We start from the raw sequence: 17,090 nt of genomic DNA on the forward strand, positions 1-17,090 counted from the left end.
CAACTGTCATAATCTCGTTAATCCGCCCCACGACTTGACCCATGCTGAGTTGCGCATGTTGGACATCCCCATTTTGCATCGCTTCATAAGACCTACGCCCTGAAATCAAAGGCATTAGTGTTTCTAGTGTCGCGCCGTCTTTTTCTGCTTGTTTGAGAGTAACTGGCTTTCCAAAGGCAACTTATCACTATATTAGGAAGCAATCTAAACGCCCAGACAAGGATAAAGTTTACAAAGATGCTTTACTAGAACTAAGAGAGAAAAATAAAGATTATGGGTATAAAAGACTGACTCCCGAGTTAAAAAAATTAGGTTATCATATAAATCGGAAGAAAGTATTACGCTTAATGCGTGAATTAGGCATTCTTGTAACTGCCTTCTCACACAAAAGCAGAAAGTATAAGTCATATAAGGGAACTGTAGGGAAAGTAGCAGCAAATCGTTTAAAACGACGTTTTAACACATCAGTTCCACATCAAAAAATTACGACTGATACAACTGAATTCAAATACTATTATATGGACCAGTTAAGCAACACTCAGACAGGCAGACTTTATTTAGATCCTTATATGGATTTATTCAATAGCGAAATCATCAGTTTTCAAATAACAAAACGGCCTAACGATGAAAGTATGATGGAAGCTTTGAAGGCAGCTATAGAACGTACAAATGATTGCATATTCAGAAGAACTTTTCATCCAGACCAAGGCTGGGCTTATCAAATGAAACGGTATTCAAAAAATTTAAAAGATAATGATATCTTCCAAAGTATGTCTAGAAAAGGGAATTGTTATGACAATTCACAAATGGAAAATTTCTTCAGTATACTCAAACAAGACAGGAATTAAGCCAAATTGCATGTATTAAAAAAGAGCTGACCAATCGGTCAACTCTCATAAAATTTAGTCTAACTTTTTGGGTCTACTATAGACACCTTAATCATATAACTGGGGTTTTTTCATGTCAAATTTTTCTTTCCACACAAAAAACAAGCTAAAACACTGTCATATCAACAATAAACAGCATTTTTAGAGAAAAAGTTATTTCTATATAGTATCAAGACAAGAAGAAACTCGTTTCTAAAACAAAAATCAACTTAAATATAATTTCTTGATTTTTTCTTCATCAAACCCCTTACTAAAATCTAAAAAATACGGAATTTGCCATTTTTGAGTACTAACAGCTGTTTTATTCAAATTCTGTTCCCAACTAGGATAAACACGAATAGCCATTTTTCCCTTATACTTTTCAGAACTAATAATCCCTTTTTTAACCAATAAATCTTTAGGAAAAACAAATTGACCTTTTTTAGATCCATCTAAAATATTAATAATTAACTTATCTTTTGATTCGTTAAAATTAAAAGGTCTATTTTTATTAACCTCATTCTTACGCCAAAACGCGACAAAATAACCAACTTTTTTAGGCGTTTTTTTAGCCAATCTACTTTTAAATTCAACTCCATCAAACTCAAAATTAAAAGCCTCATACTCTTGATTCCATTGTTCAAATTCATGATTTATCAAAGAAAATCCGTAGTCAAACAACGGAACCTCATTTAAAAAAACGATAGAAACATAATTATTATTCATAAAAAAACTCCCTTCTACTCAGATTAAATTATAAAGCAATATTGCTTTATTCCAATTGCTTTATTGACGGTGAGCCTCGGAATCCTTAACAATCCCAAAACTTGTCGAATGGTCGGCTTAATAGCTCACGCAATGCCGACATTCGTCTGCAAGTTTAGTTAAGGGTTCTTCTCAACATCAATAAATTTTCTCGGCATAAATGCGTGTTCTTTTCATGGCTACCGAGTAGACAAAGTAGACCCGAAGTAAATATTATTTGATATCCAAGGGCGCACTCACACACCTAAAAAGTGGCGTTCTAAAATCAAATTTGCGTGTGATAATCTAATATATCTATTTTGCATTTTAAGGGGCCATTTAGAACAAACTCTAAATTTATATAGTTTTATTCTTAAAACGCAAATATGAGCAAAATACGGTTATATCTCTCTGACATTTATCTTGTATTTAAAAAGATATATTACTTACTTGGCTAAAGTCATTTTAAATACAATCATTCGTATTTTTTAATGAATCGTTGCACTTAATTTGACAATTGAAGCCATAAAAAAAGACCAGGAATGAATCCCGGTCCTAATTTAATTAATCTTCTTCTTTGAGTGCTGATACCATTTCCACGTTCTTCAGTTTGTAGTGCATAAAGATCATGACCACAATTGAGAAAGCTAAGGTAATTAAACTTGCATACAGGTAAGATGGCCATAGGATGACAATCGGGAAGAATACCTGGTCAATGGCAACCGTATTTAAAATGTAGCTTAAAAGGCCATACCCTAAGAAGTTTCCGATAATAATCCCAATTACGGTTAAGAATAAAGTTTCTCGGTAGACATACATACTCACCTCAAGTGACCGGAAACCTAGCACTTTAACGGTCGCTAATTCATGCATCCGCTCTGACACATTAATATTCGTTAATGAGTAAAGGACAATAAAGGCTAATCCACCAGCAGAAATAATTAAGACAACAGTCACCAAATCAAGTGCTGACAAGGTTTCTTCAAAATCAGTGATTTGCGTTGCATTCAAGCTAGTACCAATCACACCGGTTGCGTCTTTTACTTGATCCATGATTTGCGTTTGGTCTTTTGTTGATAAATCATTCTCAAATTGGACAAGGGCTGTGTTGTTTTCACTTTCTTCACCAAAGACTGTTTGATAGTAAGCATCTGTCATATATATTTCATGACCTAGATAGTTGGTGATGACCCCTTTTACAGAAAATTCATAAGGGTCATTATTGGTATCAATTAACGTTACAGTATCCCCTGCTTGTACACCAAGTAAGGATGCTAATTTAGCAGTAATCAGGATACCCTCATCTGGAAGGGACAGTTGATTTTCTGTATCCAGTTCCTGCATTTGGAAATAATCGCGGTAATTACTGTCTGCTTTGAATGCCATTACACTCACAATTTGTTGGGTAATCGCATCATCATCTGTCATCAAGATATCTTGGGTTAAAGGTAAGACATCTTCAACGTCATCATTTTCGCTTAAGTCACTTATCGCTTGATCCCGGTCTTCTTGGCTAGCATCCATATTCAAGGAGATGCTACCATCATACATTTTCACTTGGTTGAATTGCTCATCTGGTAAACCGGAAATAGAGTCGGATAAACCAAATCCCGTCACAATCAACATCGCACAGCCAGCAACACCAATAATCGTCATTAAATTACGACCTTTATAGAGGAAGATGTTCCGCCAGGTAATTTTGCCTTGGAAACTCAAACGTGACCAGAATCCTTTAAATCTTTCCAGAAAAATATGTTGACCATTCTTGCCTGTTGCTGGTTGTAATAGACGGGCCGTTTTCTCATTCAGGGTAGTCCTAGTTGTTAACCAAGCCGGTAAAACGGTTGTTAACAAGGAGATACCCACTGCCAGGGAAATATCTACAAATTGCCATGTATAAATAATACCTGGTAAGGCGACTGTATTCGCGAAGGCTGACACGATAATATTAGGGAATAGGTAGTTACCAATAGAAATACCAATAATCATCCCTAAAATAGCCGCAACACCTGCATACATGATGTATTTGGTTTGAATCGTACGTGGACTATAACCTAATGCTTTATAAGTACCGATTTGTACGCGTTGCTCCGTCACCATTCGTTGCATATTGGTGAAGGACACTAAGGCTGCAATCAGAAAGAAAATAATTGGGAAGGCTTGGCCAATTGTTGCCATATTATCCGCATTATTCTCCCAGGCTGTATAACCTGAAACTGCTGAACGGTCATTTATTGAATAAGTGGGTTCACTCAAATCAGCTACTGTTGATTCAGCATCCGCAATATCCACTTCAGCGTTAGCTAGAGACGATTCTGCTTCTTGGCTTTCACTTTCATAGTCACTTCTAGCTTGGTCAAGTTCACTTTGGGCTGCATCTAGACTTGATTGGCCGGCCTCTAACTGAGCGGCCACACTAGCCATACCTGCTTGAGCAAGGGATACACCCTCTGGTAATTGCGCTTCAACTTGACTTTGTTGTTGGTCCAGGTCATTTTGCCCTGCATCAATTTCTGATTGGGCCTGATTTAATTCACTTTCACCAGAAGTTAATGCTGATCTAGCGGAATCAATTTCTTCCTGTCCAGAGGCAATTTCTGACTCAGCTTCTGTTACTTTTTCTTGATAAACTTCACTCGGACGGTCAGCAAAAATATCCTCTATTTCAGCTTGTTTATCTGCAATTACTTGGTCATATTCATCTGAATAGGCTTCTAAGTCATCAACAGAAGTTACATCAATAGCGATATTGGTGTAAATATCACCTGTAATCACGTTAGGATCTACAACTGCGAAACCGTTTAATTGACCGTCCCCAATAGCAGAAGCTCCGCGACTAATATTTGTAATTTGCAGGGGTGAATTTACGTAGCCGACAATGGTAAAGGTCTCACCCGAAAGAGTTGGGGCACCACTTTCATTGTCTTCTGAGTTGACACCTAAATCAGTTAAACTGATTTCTTGTCCAATTTGGTAGTTTTCATCATTGGCTAATTGGTTATCAATGGCGATTTCATCGGTTGCTTCAGGTAACCGCCCTTCTTGGACATCAAATTGGTTGATATCTGATGTTTCATTGAAGTTTGGATAGAAACGAACTAAATCATTACTCGTAGCAATCTGACGGTCAACATAGCCATAAGGTTGATATTCAATATCTTCCACATCTTCTAATAAGGCTAAATCATCCTCACCAAGTCCCATGGTTGACTGAATAGACATATCTTCTAAGTTAGTTTGGTTAAAATACTTGTCCGCTATTGCAATCATATCCGGCGCAGCAGCTCGAATCCCTACGAAAAAACCTGTGCCTAGTGCAATAATCAATAAGAGGGCTAAAAATCGTCCCAGGGTATGTTTGATCTCACGAAAACCATCCAACCATATTTTTTTATTTTTCATTCACTACCACCTACCATTCAATATCTTGAATCGGCACTGGTTGCTCATTTAATTCCTGTGATGAAACAGTCCCATCATTGATTTTGATGACACGGTCAGCCATTGGGGCAATCGCTTGGTTATGGGTGATGACAACAACAGTTGTCCCCTGTTCATTGGTTAAGTCTTGTAGAAAGCCTAAAACCTTTTTCCCAGTTTCATAATCTAAGGCACCAGTTGGCTCATCACAAAGGAGTAGTTTAGGATTCTTAGCAATTGCCCGAGCAATAGATACGCGTTGTTGCTCTCCCCCAGATAATTGTGATGGGAAATTGTCTTTACGATGGTATAAACCAACCCCCTGTAAGGCATCCTTAGCTGCAAGTGAATTATCTGAAATTTCTTCTGATACCTCTACATTTTCAATAGCCGTCAAATTAGGGATTAAGTTATAATTTTGGAAAATGAACCCCACTTCGTCACGCCGGTATTCGGTTAACCCTTTCTCGTCATACGAAGCGATGTTTTTATCTGCTACTAAAACTTCGCCCGAAGTTACTGCATCCATACCACCCAAAATATTTAATAATGTTGATTTTCCAGCACCAGATGGTCCCAAAATAACCACAAATTCGCCTTCTTCAATTTCTAAATTGACATGATCATTGGCTAAAATCGCCGTATTCCCTGTCCCATATTGTTTTACAACATCCTTTAAGTGGATATAGGCCATTATACAACACCATACTTTCCTTTTTTTATTTACCCTAATTCTTCGTCTTTACTCCCAATCATCCTTAATCATAAACTATTTGGTCAAGAAAAATCAAAGAATCGGGATATTTAATTTAAGTTATTTAAATAATCTATGAGGTAGATGATTTTGATAAAGATATAAATTTACTTATCTGTATGTTTAATAATTATTCATCAGTCCGATTTAACCTAGCGTCTCTTTTTCCCAATCAAAAAAGCCCCTAAAGTAGCTTGTCATGTCTACTTCAAGGGACGTCATTGTTATGTTATTTTAAATGTTGTTTGTGGAAGGCGAAGTGGTCTTCTAGGAAGCTGGCGATGAAGTAGTAGCTATGGTCATAGCCTTCTACTTTTTGATAATTGACTGCTTGACCATTTTCCTTGGTGTTTTCGAGGAAATGGCTTTCGTCTAATTGTTCTGGATAGAATTCATCTTGGCTACCTTGAGTGATTAGAATTGACGGCGCGTCAACGTCTTTAATCAGTTCTGTGGCATCCCATTCTTTCCAAGCTTCCTCATTTTCACCTAGATAAGTTGTGAAGGCTTTAATCCCCCACGGCACTTGGCTTGGGTTTAGAATGGGTGCAAAGGCAGAGATGGCTTTGAAGCGGTTGGCGTTTTTCAAGCCAATAACTAAGGCGCCGTGTCCGCCCATTGAGTGGCCCATAATACTTTCTTTGCCCGCATAATGAGGAATTAAATCGGCTGCAATTTGACCTAATTCATTCACCAGATAATCATACATTTTGTAGTGATTAGCCCACGGTTCTTGTGTGGCATTCAAATAGAATCCTGCCCCTTGACCAAGGTCATAAGCGTCGTCATCAGCAATATCCTCTCCGCGTGGTGAGGTGTCTGGAATCAAAACGGCCACTTGGTGTTGTTCAGCTAATCTTTGAAAACCACTTTTTTGACTAAAGTTATCGTCTGTACAAGTTAAACCGGATAAAAACCAAACTAGCGGGATTTCTTGCCCTTCTTCGTTAGATGGCAAGAATAGACTAAAGGTCATGTCACATTGTAAGGTCTTTGAGAAATGGCGGTATTTGCGGTGTTCACCGCCAAAGGCACGATTGCTAGCAATCATTTCTAAAGTCATTTTTCATTACTCCCCATAAGTCAACATGGTACGGATAGATTCACCTTTATGCAGCAGGTCAAACGCCTCATTGATGTCTGTGAAATCAAGGTTATGGGTGATAAATGAATCGATATCAATCTCACCGTTCATGTAATCTTGAACCATACCTGGTAGTTGCGTTCTACCTTTCACGCCACCAAAAGCAGACCCGCGCCATACACGACCTGTTACTAATTGGAAGGGACGTGTGTGAATTTCTTTACCCGCACCGGCAACACCGATAATGACACTTTCACCCCAGCCTTTATGACAAGCTTCTAAGGCCGAACGCATCACGTCAACGTTTCCGATACACTCGAAACTGTAATCTACCCCACCGTCTGTCATTTCAATGATGACATCTTGGATTGGTTGGTCGAATTTAGATGGATTTAGGAAGTCAGTAGCACCCATTTTTTCAGCTAGTTCAAACTTGTCTTCGTTCAAGTCAATTACAATAATACGACTTGCTTTCGCTTGCACCAAACCTTGAATAGCCGCTAATCCAATGGCACCTAAACCAAATACAGCCGTCACAGCGCCTTCTTCTACTTTAGCGGTGTTATGGACTGCACCGATCCCAGTTGTGACACCACAACCAAATAGACCGACTTTATCAAGTGGCGCTTCCTTATCAATTTTCGCTAAAGAAATCTCAGGAACAACCGTATACTCACTAAAAGTACTTGTCCCCATGTAATGGTAAATAGGCTCGCCGTTATAAGAGAAACGCGTAGTGCCATCAGGCATTAACCCTTTACCCTGCGTTTCACGGACAGCACTACATAAGTTGGTTTTACCAGAACGACAGAATTTACACTCCCCACATTCAGCCGTGTATAGCGGAATCACGTGATCGCCCACTTCAACAGACGTCACTTCATCACCTACAGCAACCACCACACCAGCACCCTCATGGCCTAGTACAGCAGGGAATACACCCTCTGGATCATCACCTGATAAGGTAAATGCATCCGTATGGCAGACAGAAGTATATAAAATTTTCACCAATACCTCTTTCGCCTTTGGTTCCGCAACATCAATTTCAACAATCTCCAGCGGTTCACCTGGATTAAATGCAACAGCAGCTCTACTTTTCATTCAAATTCCTACTTTCTGTTGTGCTTTTTCAATTACTTGTATTACCATAATTACATACTACCATTTATAGCACAATACTGACATTTATATCACTATATCATTTTTTGGAAAAAGGACTTCCGGATTTGAAGCTGATGATTCATTTTTCAAGAATTGAAGTTGGTCAAGAAGTAAATCTTTATATAAAATCGACGACAAACTTTAGTAGTGTGCAAAATATATTTTTTGTAAAAAATGGTGACCACCTGTTAAAAAAACGACATTAGAAAACAAGGTCATCATTTTTTCTCGACATCATCAGACTGTTAGGTGGGGGCACACCTTACAGAATGAGTCGTCAAAAAAGCCCTCAGAAAAATTTTCTGAGGGCGGTCCCATTGCATTCAATGGTATGATAGAGAAAGCGTAAGCTGAAGGCTTACAAGTTAATCTTTATTATAATTTTTGGAAGATTTCTACTTTTAGGTAGTCACTTTCCGGGTTACCTTTTGGTGCCGGGAAGTCGACTGGTAAGCCAAAGTCAGCTACAGGCATGATGTCCACGCGTGCGTCATCTGAACCTTCACCGATCTGTTTAATGAAATCTTCTTTAGTCATGTTGGCGGCATTTGTTGAACTTACCAAGTAACCGCCTGTGTTTAAGATTGATAATGCTGAAGCAACTAGGTTGCGGTAGTCTTTACTTGCTTGGAAAGTGTGTTTTTTCGTACGTGAGAATGATGGTGGATCAAGGACCACGATGTCAAAACGTAGATCATGTGTTTTGGCATAATCTAAGTAGTTGAATACATCCATCACGCGGACTTTGTGTTGGTCACCGATTTCTAAACCATTCGCTTGGAATTGTTCTTGCGTTAATTGTAGGCTTCGTTTTGCAACATCAACACTCATCGTTTCAGCTGCCCCACCTAGTGCTGCAGCGACAGAGAAAGCACCTGTGTATGAGAACAAGTTCAGCAATGATTTACCTGGTGCAATTTCAGTTTGAATGTAGTTACGGACGTTACGTTGGTCAAGGAAGATCCCTGTCATCCAACCGTCATCAAGACGAACGATGTAGTTTACGCCGTTTTCTTGGATGGTTAAGGTTTCAGGAATATCGCCAGCTAAAACTTCTGATTGTTTAGCACTGCCTGTACCATCTAAGTTGAATCTGTTTTTCCCAACAATACCTTTAAGTTCTGGGAATACATTGTTTAGGGCTTCTAGGATAATGTCTTTGTAGCGGTAAATACCTTCTGAATACCATTGGATCAAGGCGTAACCTGCGTACCAGTCGATTGTGAAACCACCGATGCCGTCACCTTCACCGTTGAAAATACGGAAGGCAGTGGTCATATCGTCGATTAACAAGGCTTGACGTTGGTTTTTGGCTTCTTGAAGTTTTGCTTGTACGAAATCAAGGTCACCAAGTAAGCCTGTGTCAGCGTTTTGGTCAGTTGTTAGGATCCAACCAACACCTTTATGTTGCTTGGCCATGTAGCCGTATCCTAGGAATTCGTGGTCGATACCGATGATTTCGACTAGTTCACCTTCAGTAAATGATGGTGGATTAACGAAGTCTTTCTCAGTTAAAAGGATTTGTCCTTTTTTCACTTGGACTGTTGCCCATTTACGTAGTTCCTTTTTGGGTAATTGTGTGTTTGTTTTAGCCATTTGTATTTCTTCTCCCTTTTATATACCTGTTGCTGATTTTCAAAATGTCATAGATCAGGTAACCGATGATTACCCCTGCGCCATTAAAAATGACGTCATCAATATGACTTACGCCTGTTTCTAAATAAAATTGCATGGTTTCAATTGATACGGAAAATAACAATCCCCAAAGTAACGTGATGAAGAAGGCACGCTTCATCTTAAAGATATAGGGGAGCATCATACCAAATGGAAAGAACCAAACAACATTTCCAAAGAAGTTATACCAGAAGGAAAATGCGGACCCGTTTCTTAACTTAATAGTATCAACCAGTGGTATCCAATTTAATTCATTCAGCGACCGTTCAAAATTGAAGGACGCTTGCCACCATTGCCAATCATAACGTAATACGGTTAAATGTACCAACAATATTAAATATATGGCAAAGATAAATTTGATTGCTTCTCTAAACCAGTCAATCGAATAATTTGTATTCTTAGACCGTTTATAGAAAATGATTCCTGCTTGAATAACCAGTAAAGCAATCATATAGAAGATGGTTTTATCCAAACTAAACAACGATAACTCTACTAAATGGAAATTTAAAATTCTGCCTGCAGAAATGTCTTCTAGCCATATAAGTAACGGCCCTAAAAAATACATCTTGTTTCAATCCTTTTGTTACCAGTCGATTGCTTAAAAGCTATTCGACCTTATTTTTTTCTGCCAATGTTTCACGGTCGTAAAATACTAGGGTAAATATTGTCCCAACGCCTGCTTCACTCTCCACGTGGATAGTGGCTTGATGTAATTCAACGAGTTGTTTAACAATCGATAAACCTAAACCAGATTCACCGAATTCATTATTTTTCCGGGAAATATCTGCTTTATAGAATCGCTCCCAGATATTTTCGACTTGTTCTTTCGTCATGCCCATACCTGAATCTTTTATTTTAATATAAGTTTCCCCATCTTGAAAGGCGCTAGACATAAAAATTTCGCCATAATCGGTAAATTGTACCGCATTTTGGGTGATATTGAAGATAATTTGGTGGAATCGGTCATAATCAGCATAAATCGGCACTTCATCTGGCATATCCAATTCAAATTTGATGTGTTTAACTTTGGCTGTTTCTGATAATTGGAGCGAAATATCCCTTAAAACTTCGGCTGCATTGAATTTTGATTTCTTCAATACAATTTCATTGGATCGTATTTTTTCAATATCCAGATTTTCGTTAACTAACCGATTTAATCGGTTGGCTTCCTTATACATCAAATCCACAGACCGGTCAATTTTATCTTCAGGCAATACTTTTTGTCTTAATCCTTCTAATAAACCAATCATAGTCGTTAGCGGGGTCCGAATTTCATGGGCCACATCCATCATCAATTGACGGCGGATGTTTTCTTGTCGGTCGATTTCCACTTCAGACTCCCTTAAGGCAACCGCCATTTGGTTAAAGTCCTTAGCTAAATCATCAAATTCATCAATATTACTGACCTCTAAACGAACCGAATAGTCACCTTGCGCAATTTTTTGGGTGGCCTCCTGGATTCGGCGAATCCGTTTATTTTGGTATCCGGCAATAATCACTGAAAAGATGACCGCAATAATCAAGGCAATCATGATCCCTTTAACCACATTGTGCACCAGGTTATCAATAATGGCATCGGATTGACTAGACGGCACCCCAATAACTAAGTAACCCGCAAAGGACTGGTTTTCTGCATTGGTTAGCGGCATGAAGATGGCTAAGGCATCTCCGACTTTTTCCGTAAAGCCCATTTCAAAAGTCCGTAAATTCAAGTCATGACCATTTTCTAACGTCTTCAATTCTTCATCCGTCAACTGATTATTTGGAATGGCCACTGCTTCATCGGTTGGATAAATCAATTCGTTGTCCGCATTAAAATAGAACAACTTCATATTGGACGACTGCAGTAAGGGTTCCATTGAAGCTAAGAATTCAGGTGAAATGGTCTGCCCTGAAATAAAGTGGGCAATGTCATTCAATTGTTGTTCTTGCCTTAGGAGCACCTGGTCCCTTGAAAAAGAAAACAAAGTTACCCCCATGGCTGCTATGGTCATACCAATGACCACTAGAAAGCTGAGAATTTGTTGGTAAAAAAAGTTCAATTTCATTGTTAAACACCGGTTTCGTCGAATTTATAGCCTACTCCCCAGACTGTTTGAATAAGTTGAGGCCCATACTCTTCCATTTTTTGACGTAGCTTTTTAATGTGGGCATCTACTGTACGCTCATCCCCGTAGAATGGGTCTTCCCATAGCGTTGTCAGTAAGTGTTCCCGTGTGAATACTTGTTTTGGACGACGAGCCAACAATTGTAGAATTTCAAATTCTTTTGGTGTTAAATGTTGAATTAATTGGTCTTTATAGAAGGCTTCACGGTTTTGGCTGTTGATCCGGATAAATTCTGTTTGGATGTCAAATTGGTCCGCATTGCCCTTTTCCTCTGTGGCTTCAACTGATGATTCAGACAATTGGCTACGGCGGTATAATGCACGCATCCGGGCCATAAAGGTGATTGGGTCAAAGGGTTTGGTCACGTAATCATCGGCACCAAGGCCTAAACCAAGGACTTGCTCGCTTTCTGCGTCACGAGCAGTCAGCATGATAATTGGTACTTGTTTATTTTGTTGGCGGATGTCCCGACAGATTTGAATCCCATCTTTACTTGGTAAGTTTAAATCCAAAATCACCATTTCAATCGTTTCCTCGTTAGCTAAATAGTGTTGCCAGCCCTCTTCACCATCTTGGATAAACGTCGCTTCCCAGTCTTTTTGTTGTTCAAAAAACATACTCATCATCTCTGCAACACTTTCGTTATCTTCAATCATCAAGATGTTCATGTTTTCGTCCTCCTTATAAGTCAAATTATTCCTTTAATATATAGTCCGGCGCTACTATTGGGTGGTTTAGGGCAGAATCTCTATTCTCCTATATTGTACCCTAAAATACCTAACGACCGGCTATCTTTACCTATCTTTTGGTTTAATTTTATAAAATATCAAAAAAATATGAACTTTTTTGGGGGAATTGGCGAATAAATACGTATGTAATAGATTGGAGGGACAACCTCTAGTTGAGTCAGAAACCTTAGGAGGATGAAAAATGAATCAAGTGCAATTAATCGGACGTTTAGCCAGAGAAGTCACCCTAACTGAAATTTCAAACGACCGACAAGTGGTCAACAACGCAGTAGCCATTAACCGTAAAGGGAAAGATGGGACTGACCATGTCGACTTTATCCCTATTACCGCTTGGAACGGGACGGCTAAACTCATTGATACCTACATGCAAAAAGGCGATGAATTAGCGGTTGTTGGTCAATTGCGTATGCGTCAGTTTGAAAATAAACAAGGTCAAAACGCCTCAACAATTGAGGTGCAAGTATCTGAAGTGACTTTCCTTCGTAAGAAAATGGGCATTGATCAACCGCAAAACCCTGCCGAACAATTAATGACCAATATCGAAACCCTGATTTTAGATTAATCAAGATAGCAAACTATACTAGCTCAATTTAAATTTGGCCCCATCCTGATTTAGATAGGTCCCACACTTTCCAGTAGAAAAATGTTCCAGTACAATAGACTTATAGAAAAACTTTTATATAGACTTGAATTCAGGCGTTTAATAAAAGCTATTAGTGAAACTATTGTAGAACACATTCTGGTTAGGGGGAAGCAAGTATGTCTATTTTTCAGGTTGTCTATGTCCTTTGCCTAGCCATCCAACTAGGCTTCTATTTTTCTTTCTCCAACACCATCATGCCAGTTCTTGGTAAACAAGCCGGTAACGTTGGCCAAAGGATTATGCAGGACATCAATAAGCAGGTTGAAAACGACCAATTTCTAGGCAGTTTTTTCGCACCGATATTTTTATTCATTGCGATTATTTTGCTGGGCAACCCCATTGACTGGCAAATATATCTGAGCTTTGTGATTTATTTTGTCGGTGTCATCGGCGTAACTATCGCCTTCAATATGCCACTAAACCGCCAACTAGCTAACCGGAAAATCCGAACCGATTGGACTGACTTTGTCCAACAATGGTCTAGGTGGAACCATGTGAGAACTGGGTCTGCCCTTGTCGCCTTAGCCCTAGCCATCAGCTAATAATAATATTAGCTACACCAATATCTAGTGATTAAACATACCATCATTAAATGACTAGCCTACCGTCACCTAATTATTCACTAAACCAAACCTAATACCAGCTGGTCACCTGCACATGCATCAGCTATAGAAAAGGTCTTGTGACTGAAGAAAATCTTCATCCACAAGGCTTTTATCGTGAATTTTTTTAAGGCGTTTTTACTGAACAATCATCTGGCTGAATGATCATCCTATATTATGTAATACAAAGAAAAAATGACCAATACTGAATTTTGGCGCCTGCTATAACCAAATGATTATATCCACGAAAATTGCAATTAAAAAAGCGATTTTCAAGCAGTCACCCACCGTCAAATCGCTTCATTCTATATCTATTCTTCTAAATTTATCCTACTGTGTAATTGCTGTATTTCTTAATTGCTCAGCGTATTGGTTAATCTTACGTAGTCGGTGGTTGACACCTGATTTAGAAATCGGTTCACCGTCAACCAGTTCCCCTAATTCTTTAATAGATGCCTCTGGGTTTTCCAACCGCAGTAAGGCAATCTCTTGTAATTTTTCAGGTAATTCACCAATCCCTACGGTTGCTTGAATCAATTCGATATTTTCAACCTGCTTGGAAGCTGCTGTCACCGTCTTATTTAAGTTGGCATTCTCACAGTTGACAATCCGGTTGACTGAATTACGCATGTCGCGAACAATCCGAATATCTTCAAACTTCAGCATAGAAGAAGTGGCCCCAATTAGGGCTAAGAAGTCAGCAATCTGTTCTGATCCTTTTAAATAAGCGATATAACCAGACCGACGTTCCACTGACCGCGCATTTAAATTAAACTTGTTCATCATAGTCACCAAGTCTTCGCAATGCTCTTCATACACTGAATAGATTTCTAAATGATAAGCTGATTTTTCAGGATTATTCACTGAACCACCAGCCAAGAACGCTCCACGCAAGTATGACCTACTCCGCTGTTCATTCTCCATCATTTCGGCTGAAATATTTGGATTGATGACCAAAGTATCTAGAATTTCCAAATCCTTCAAGATTTCCTCAACCCGGTCTTTCACCCGCACGATATAGATATTATTCTTCTTTAATTTCATTTTCTTCCGAACAACCAACTCACCGTGGGTATGAAAAAATTCCTTCAACAGTGAGTAGATTCGTCGGGCAATTGCAGCATTTTCTGTCTGTACATTTAAGATTAATTGCCCATTCATAAGGGAAATCGATCCGTTCATACGTAGAATGGCTGCTAGCTCTGAACGCGCGTGCTCATAGTCCACTGTTAGCTGAGTGAGTTCTTTCTTTACATCTCCTGCAAATGAAGCCACCAGCTCACCTCTTTCTTATTCACTTTATTTTATGCGATCGTTCATGACATCCATAATAGCGCCTACTAATTTATCCTGGTTGTGGTAAACCCCACTCTTTTCAAGATTTAAAAAGTCACAGCCAACCACCTGACATTTTTGATCTGCCAAGCCTTGACGGTCTTGTGTGATTTGAACTAAATAGTCCTTTTCACTGGCACCCTCCAAGTATTCAAAGGGTACTGGGGTTTTATTCAATAGCACCGTGTCTATCGCCTTAGCCCCTAAGTGTTCGTTAATTACACGTACATGGTCTGCGTCTGAGAAATGCTCAGTCTCGCCAAGTTGTGTCATGATATTACAAATATAGACAACTTTTGCGGGCGTGTCAACAATTGCGTTTCGAATTTCCTCAATTGCCACATTTGGCAAAATAGACGTGTATAAAGAACCTGGGCCCAGAATGACCATATCGGCCTGCATTATTTCTGACACCACTTCACGCCCAGCACGCGGACTGGTGATTGGGTTACCCGACACATCCACTTTCGGTCGGTCATTAGCCAAGCGAACAGTCACTTCTTGAATTTGGTCAGGGTGGGCTACAACAGCCGTTTCCCCTTCAATCATAGTCCCATCTGCAAAATGTCCTTGTAAAACAAGCGCTTCCTCACAAGCTGGCAAGACCTTGCCATCCACTTCCATCATAAAAGAAAGTAGACGCAAAGCGGCAAAGGTATCTCCCCGCATTTCAGCAATGGCTGCAATGATTAAATTCCCAATCGCGTGACCAGAAAATTCTTTATCTTCTTCACTAAAACGGTATTGGAATACATCTTTATATATTTTCTTCATGTCCGATAGCGCAACTAGGCAGTTACGGATATCTCCTGGAGGAATTGTACTGACTGCATTACGTAAAGATCCACTCGACCCACCATCATCAGCCACTGTGACGATGGCTGTCACATTACAATCAGCATTCTTTAGACCTTCCAACAAGATAGGAAGGCCCGTTCCGCCTCCGATGACCGCAACCTTTGGCCGTCTACCCGGACGTGGATTTTTATTAATCACGATAGGTTCATCGACTCTTTTCTTTTTGCGCGATCACGGTGGATGATGTTGACCTTGTAACCTAGGTCTTGGATATGGTGGGCAACACGTTCAGTCAAGGCAATTGACCGGTGCTGACCGCCTGTACAACCGATAGTGATCGTCAGACTAGATTTCCCTTCTTTTTCATATAAAGGTAATTCAAAATCTAATAAATCAGTGAATTTACGGTAGAAAGTCTCTGTTTCTGGCTGAGACATGACATAGTCATAAACTGGTGCATCTAGCCCTGTCATCGGGCGTAATTCATCGATATAATGCGGATTTGGTAAGAAACGGACGTCCATCACGATATCTGAATCAATAGGTAAACCATATTTGAAACCAAATGACATGACGTTAACAGTGAAGGTACCCTCATCTTCAGATTGGAATTCGGTCAACAATAACTCGCGGAATTTACGCGGTGTTAAGTTTGTCGTATCTATCACTGAAGATTCCTTACGAATATCATTTAATAAGATTTTTTCTTTTTGAATCGCTTCTAAGACAGAAACCCCATCTTTTTGAAGTGGGTGGGCACGGCGTGTTTCTTTATAACGCGCCACTAAAGTCTGATCATCCGCTTCTAGGAATAATACGGACATTTCAACGGTGTTTGTGTTGTCCATACCATTAATCTCTGTTAATAACTCATCAAAGAATGAACGTGAACGTAAATCAATCACTAAACAGATTTTACTGATTTTCCCCGTTTCTTTGATTAAATCCCAGAATTTAGGTAATAGCGACGGCGGCATATTATCCACGCAGTAGTAACCCATATCTTCAAAACTTTGTAGAGCGACCGTTTTACCGGCACCGCTCATACCTGTGATAATGACTAATTTTAATTGATCATTCAATTTGTTTTTTCCTCCTTAAAGGGGAGATGAAAGGTCGCCCTTTTATCGATAAAGCTGCCAGACAGCATAC

14 protein-coding genes and 1 pseudogene are annotated in these 17,090 nt (G+C 39.3%); 3 read left to right on the forward strand and 12 right to left on the reverse strand.

The genetic code is table 11. From position 1 onward, the window contains the following. Positions 1-152: 152 nt before the first annotated feature. Positions 153-839: pseudogene (locus tag AWM74_RS03295) on the forward strand (IS3 family transposase); the annotation flags it as partial. A 252-nt stretch (positions 840-1,091) separates the two neighbouring features. On the opposite strand, the gene AWM74_RS03300 reads toward AWM74_RS03295, so the two are convergent. The 9 genes from AWM74_RS03300 to AWM74_RS03340 form a co-directional block, all read right to left on the reverse strand. Continuing rightward, the gene (locus AWM74_RS03300; RefSeq protein WP_026465272.1) at positions 1,092-1,592 is read right to left on the reverse strand and encodes a MepB family protein; all 501 of its coding nucleotides are present in this window, start codon (positions 1,590-1,592) and stop codon (positions 1,092-1,094) included. Positions 1,593-2,174: 582 nt separating this feature from the next. Then, positions 2,175-5,012: an ABC transporter permease gene (locus AWM74_RS03305; protein ID WP_026465271.1), complete on the reverse strand. Its 2,838-nt coding sequence runs from the start codon at positions 5,010-5,012 to the stop codon at positions 2,175-2,177. Positions 5,013-5,022: 10 nt separating this feature from the next. Then, complete coding sequence (locus AWM74_RS03310; protein ID WP_026465270.1) at positions 5,023-5,724, reverse strand: ABC transporter ATP-binding protein; 702 nt, start codon at positions 5,722-5,724, stop codon at positions 5,023-5,025. Positions 5,725-6,013: 289 nt separating this feature from the next. After that, positions 6,014-6,847 carry an S-formylglutathione hydrolase gene (gene fghA, locus AWM74_RS03315; RefSeq protein ID WP_026465269.1) on the reverse strand — a complete coding sequence of 278 codons (834 nt, stop codon included), beginning with the start codon at positions 6,845-6,847 and terminating at the stop codon, positions 6,014-6,016. Positions 6,848-6,853: 6 nt separating this feature from the next. Further along, complete coding sequence (locus tag AWM74_RS03320) at positions 6,854-7,969, reverse strand: S-(hydroxymethyl)glutathione dehydrogenase/class III alcohol dehydrogenase (RefSeq protein ID WP_026465268.1); 1,116 nt, start codon at positions 7,967-7,969, stop codon at positions 6,854-6,856. 435 nt (positions 7,970-8,404) lie between these two features. Continuing rightward, complete coding sequence (locus AWM74_RS03325) at positions 8,405-9,625, reverse strand: class I SAM-dependent rRNA methyltransferase (protein WP_026465267.1); 1,221 nt, start codon at positions 9,623-9,625, stop codon at positions 8,405-8,407. Then, positions 9,618-10,268, reverse strand: a complete 651-nt coding sequence (locus AWM74_RS03330; protein WP_026465266.1) for a VanZ family protein — start codon at positions 10,266-10,268, stop codon at positions 9,618-9,620. The genes AWM74_RS03325 and AWM74_RS03330 overlap by 8 nt, the downstream gene beginning before the upstream one ends. A gap of 40 nt (positions 10,269-10,308) precedes the next feature. After that, positions 10,309-11,751 carry a sensor histidine kinase gene (locus tag AWM74_RS03335; RefSeq protein ID WP_026465265.1) on the reverse strand — a complete coding sequence of 481 codons (1,443 nt, stop codon included), beginning with the start codon at positions 11,749-11,751 and terminating at the stop codon, positions 10,309-10,311. A 2-nt stretch (positions 11,752-11,753) separates the two neighbouring features. After that, positions 11,754-12,479, reverse strand: a complete 726-nt coding sequence (locus AWM74_RS03340) for a response regulator transcription factor (protein ID WP_026465264.1) — start codon at positions 12,477-12,479, stop codon at positions 11,754-11,756. Positions 12,480-12,741: 262 nt separating this feature from the next. Between AWM74_RS03340 and AWM74_RS03345 the strand changes: the two genes are divergently transcribed. Then, complete coding sequence (locus AWM74_RS03345; RefSeq protein ID WP_026465263.1) at positions 12,742-13,122, forward strand: single-stranded DNA-binding protein; 381 nt, start codon at positions 12,742-12,744, stop codon at positions 13,120-13,122. 197 nt (positions 13,123-13,319) lie between these two features. Then, the gene (locus tag AWM74_RS03350) at positions 13,320-13,745 is read left to right on the forward strand and encodes an anthrone oxygenase family protein (RefSeq protein ID WP_026465262.1); all 426 of its coding nucleotides are present in this window, start codon (positions 13,320-13,322) and stop codon (positions 13,743-13,745) included. A gap of 390 nt (positions 13,746-14,135) precedes the next feature. On the opposite strand, the gene whiA is transcribed toward AWM74_RS03350, so the two are convergent. The 3 genes from whiA to rapZ are packed head-to-tail and all read right to left on the reverse strand — an operon-like array spanning position 14,136 to position 17,020. Further along, on the reverse strand, positions 14,136-15,080 hold the full coding sequence (gene whiA / locus AWM74_RS03355) for a DNA-binding protein WhiA (RefSeq protein WP_026465261.1): 945 nt from the start codon (positions 15,078-15,080) through the stop codon (positions 14,136-14,138). A gap of 24 nt (positions 15,081-15,104) precedes the next feature. Continuing rightward, positions 15,105-16,136, reverse strand: a complete 1,032-nt coding sequence (locus tag AWM74_RS03360) for a gluconeogenesis factor YvcK family protein (RefSeq protein WP_026465260.1) — start codon at positions 16,134-16,136, stop codon at positions 15,105-15,107. Continuing rightward, positions 16,133-17,020, reverse strand: a complete 888-nt coding sequence (rapZ, locus tag AWM74_RS03365) for an RNase adapter RapZ (RefSeq protein ID WP_026465259.1) — start codon at positions 17,018-17,020, stop codon at positions 16,133-16,135. Before rapZ ends, AWM74_RS03360 begins: the two co-directional genes overlap by 4 nt. Positions 17,021-17,090: the final 70 nt, after the last annotated feature.

Origin of the sequence: Aerococcus urinaeequi, from assembly GCF_001543205.1 — a bacterium.
In the GTDB taxonomy this organism is placed as follows: domain Bacteria; phylum Bacillota; class Bacilli; order Lactobacillales; family Aerococcaceae; genus Aerococcus; species Aerococcus urinaeequi.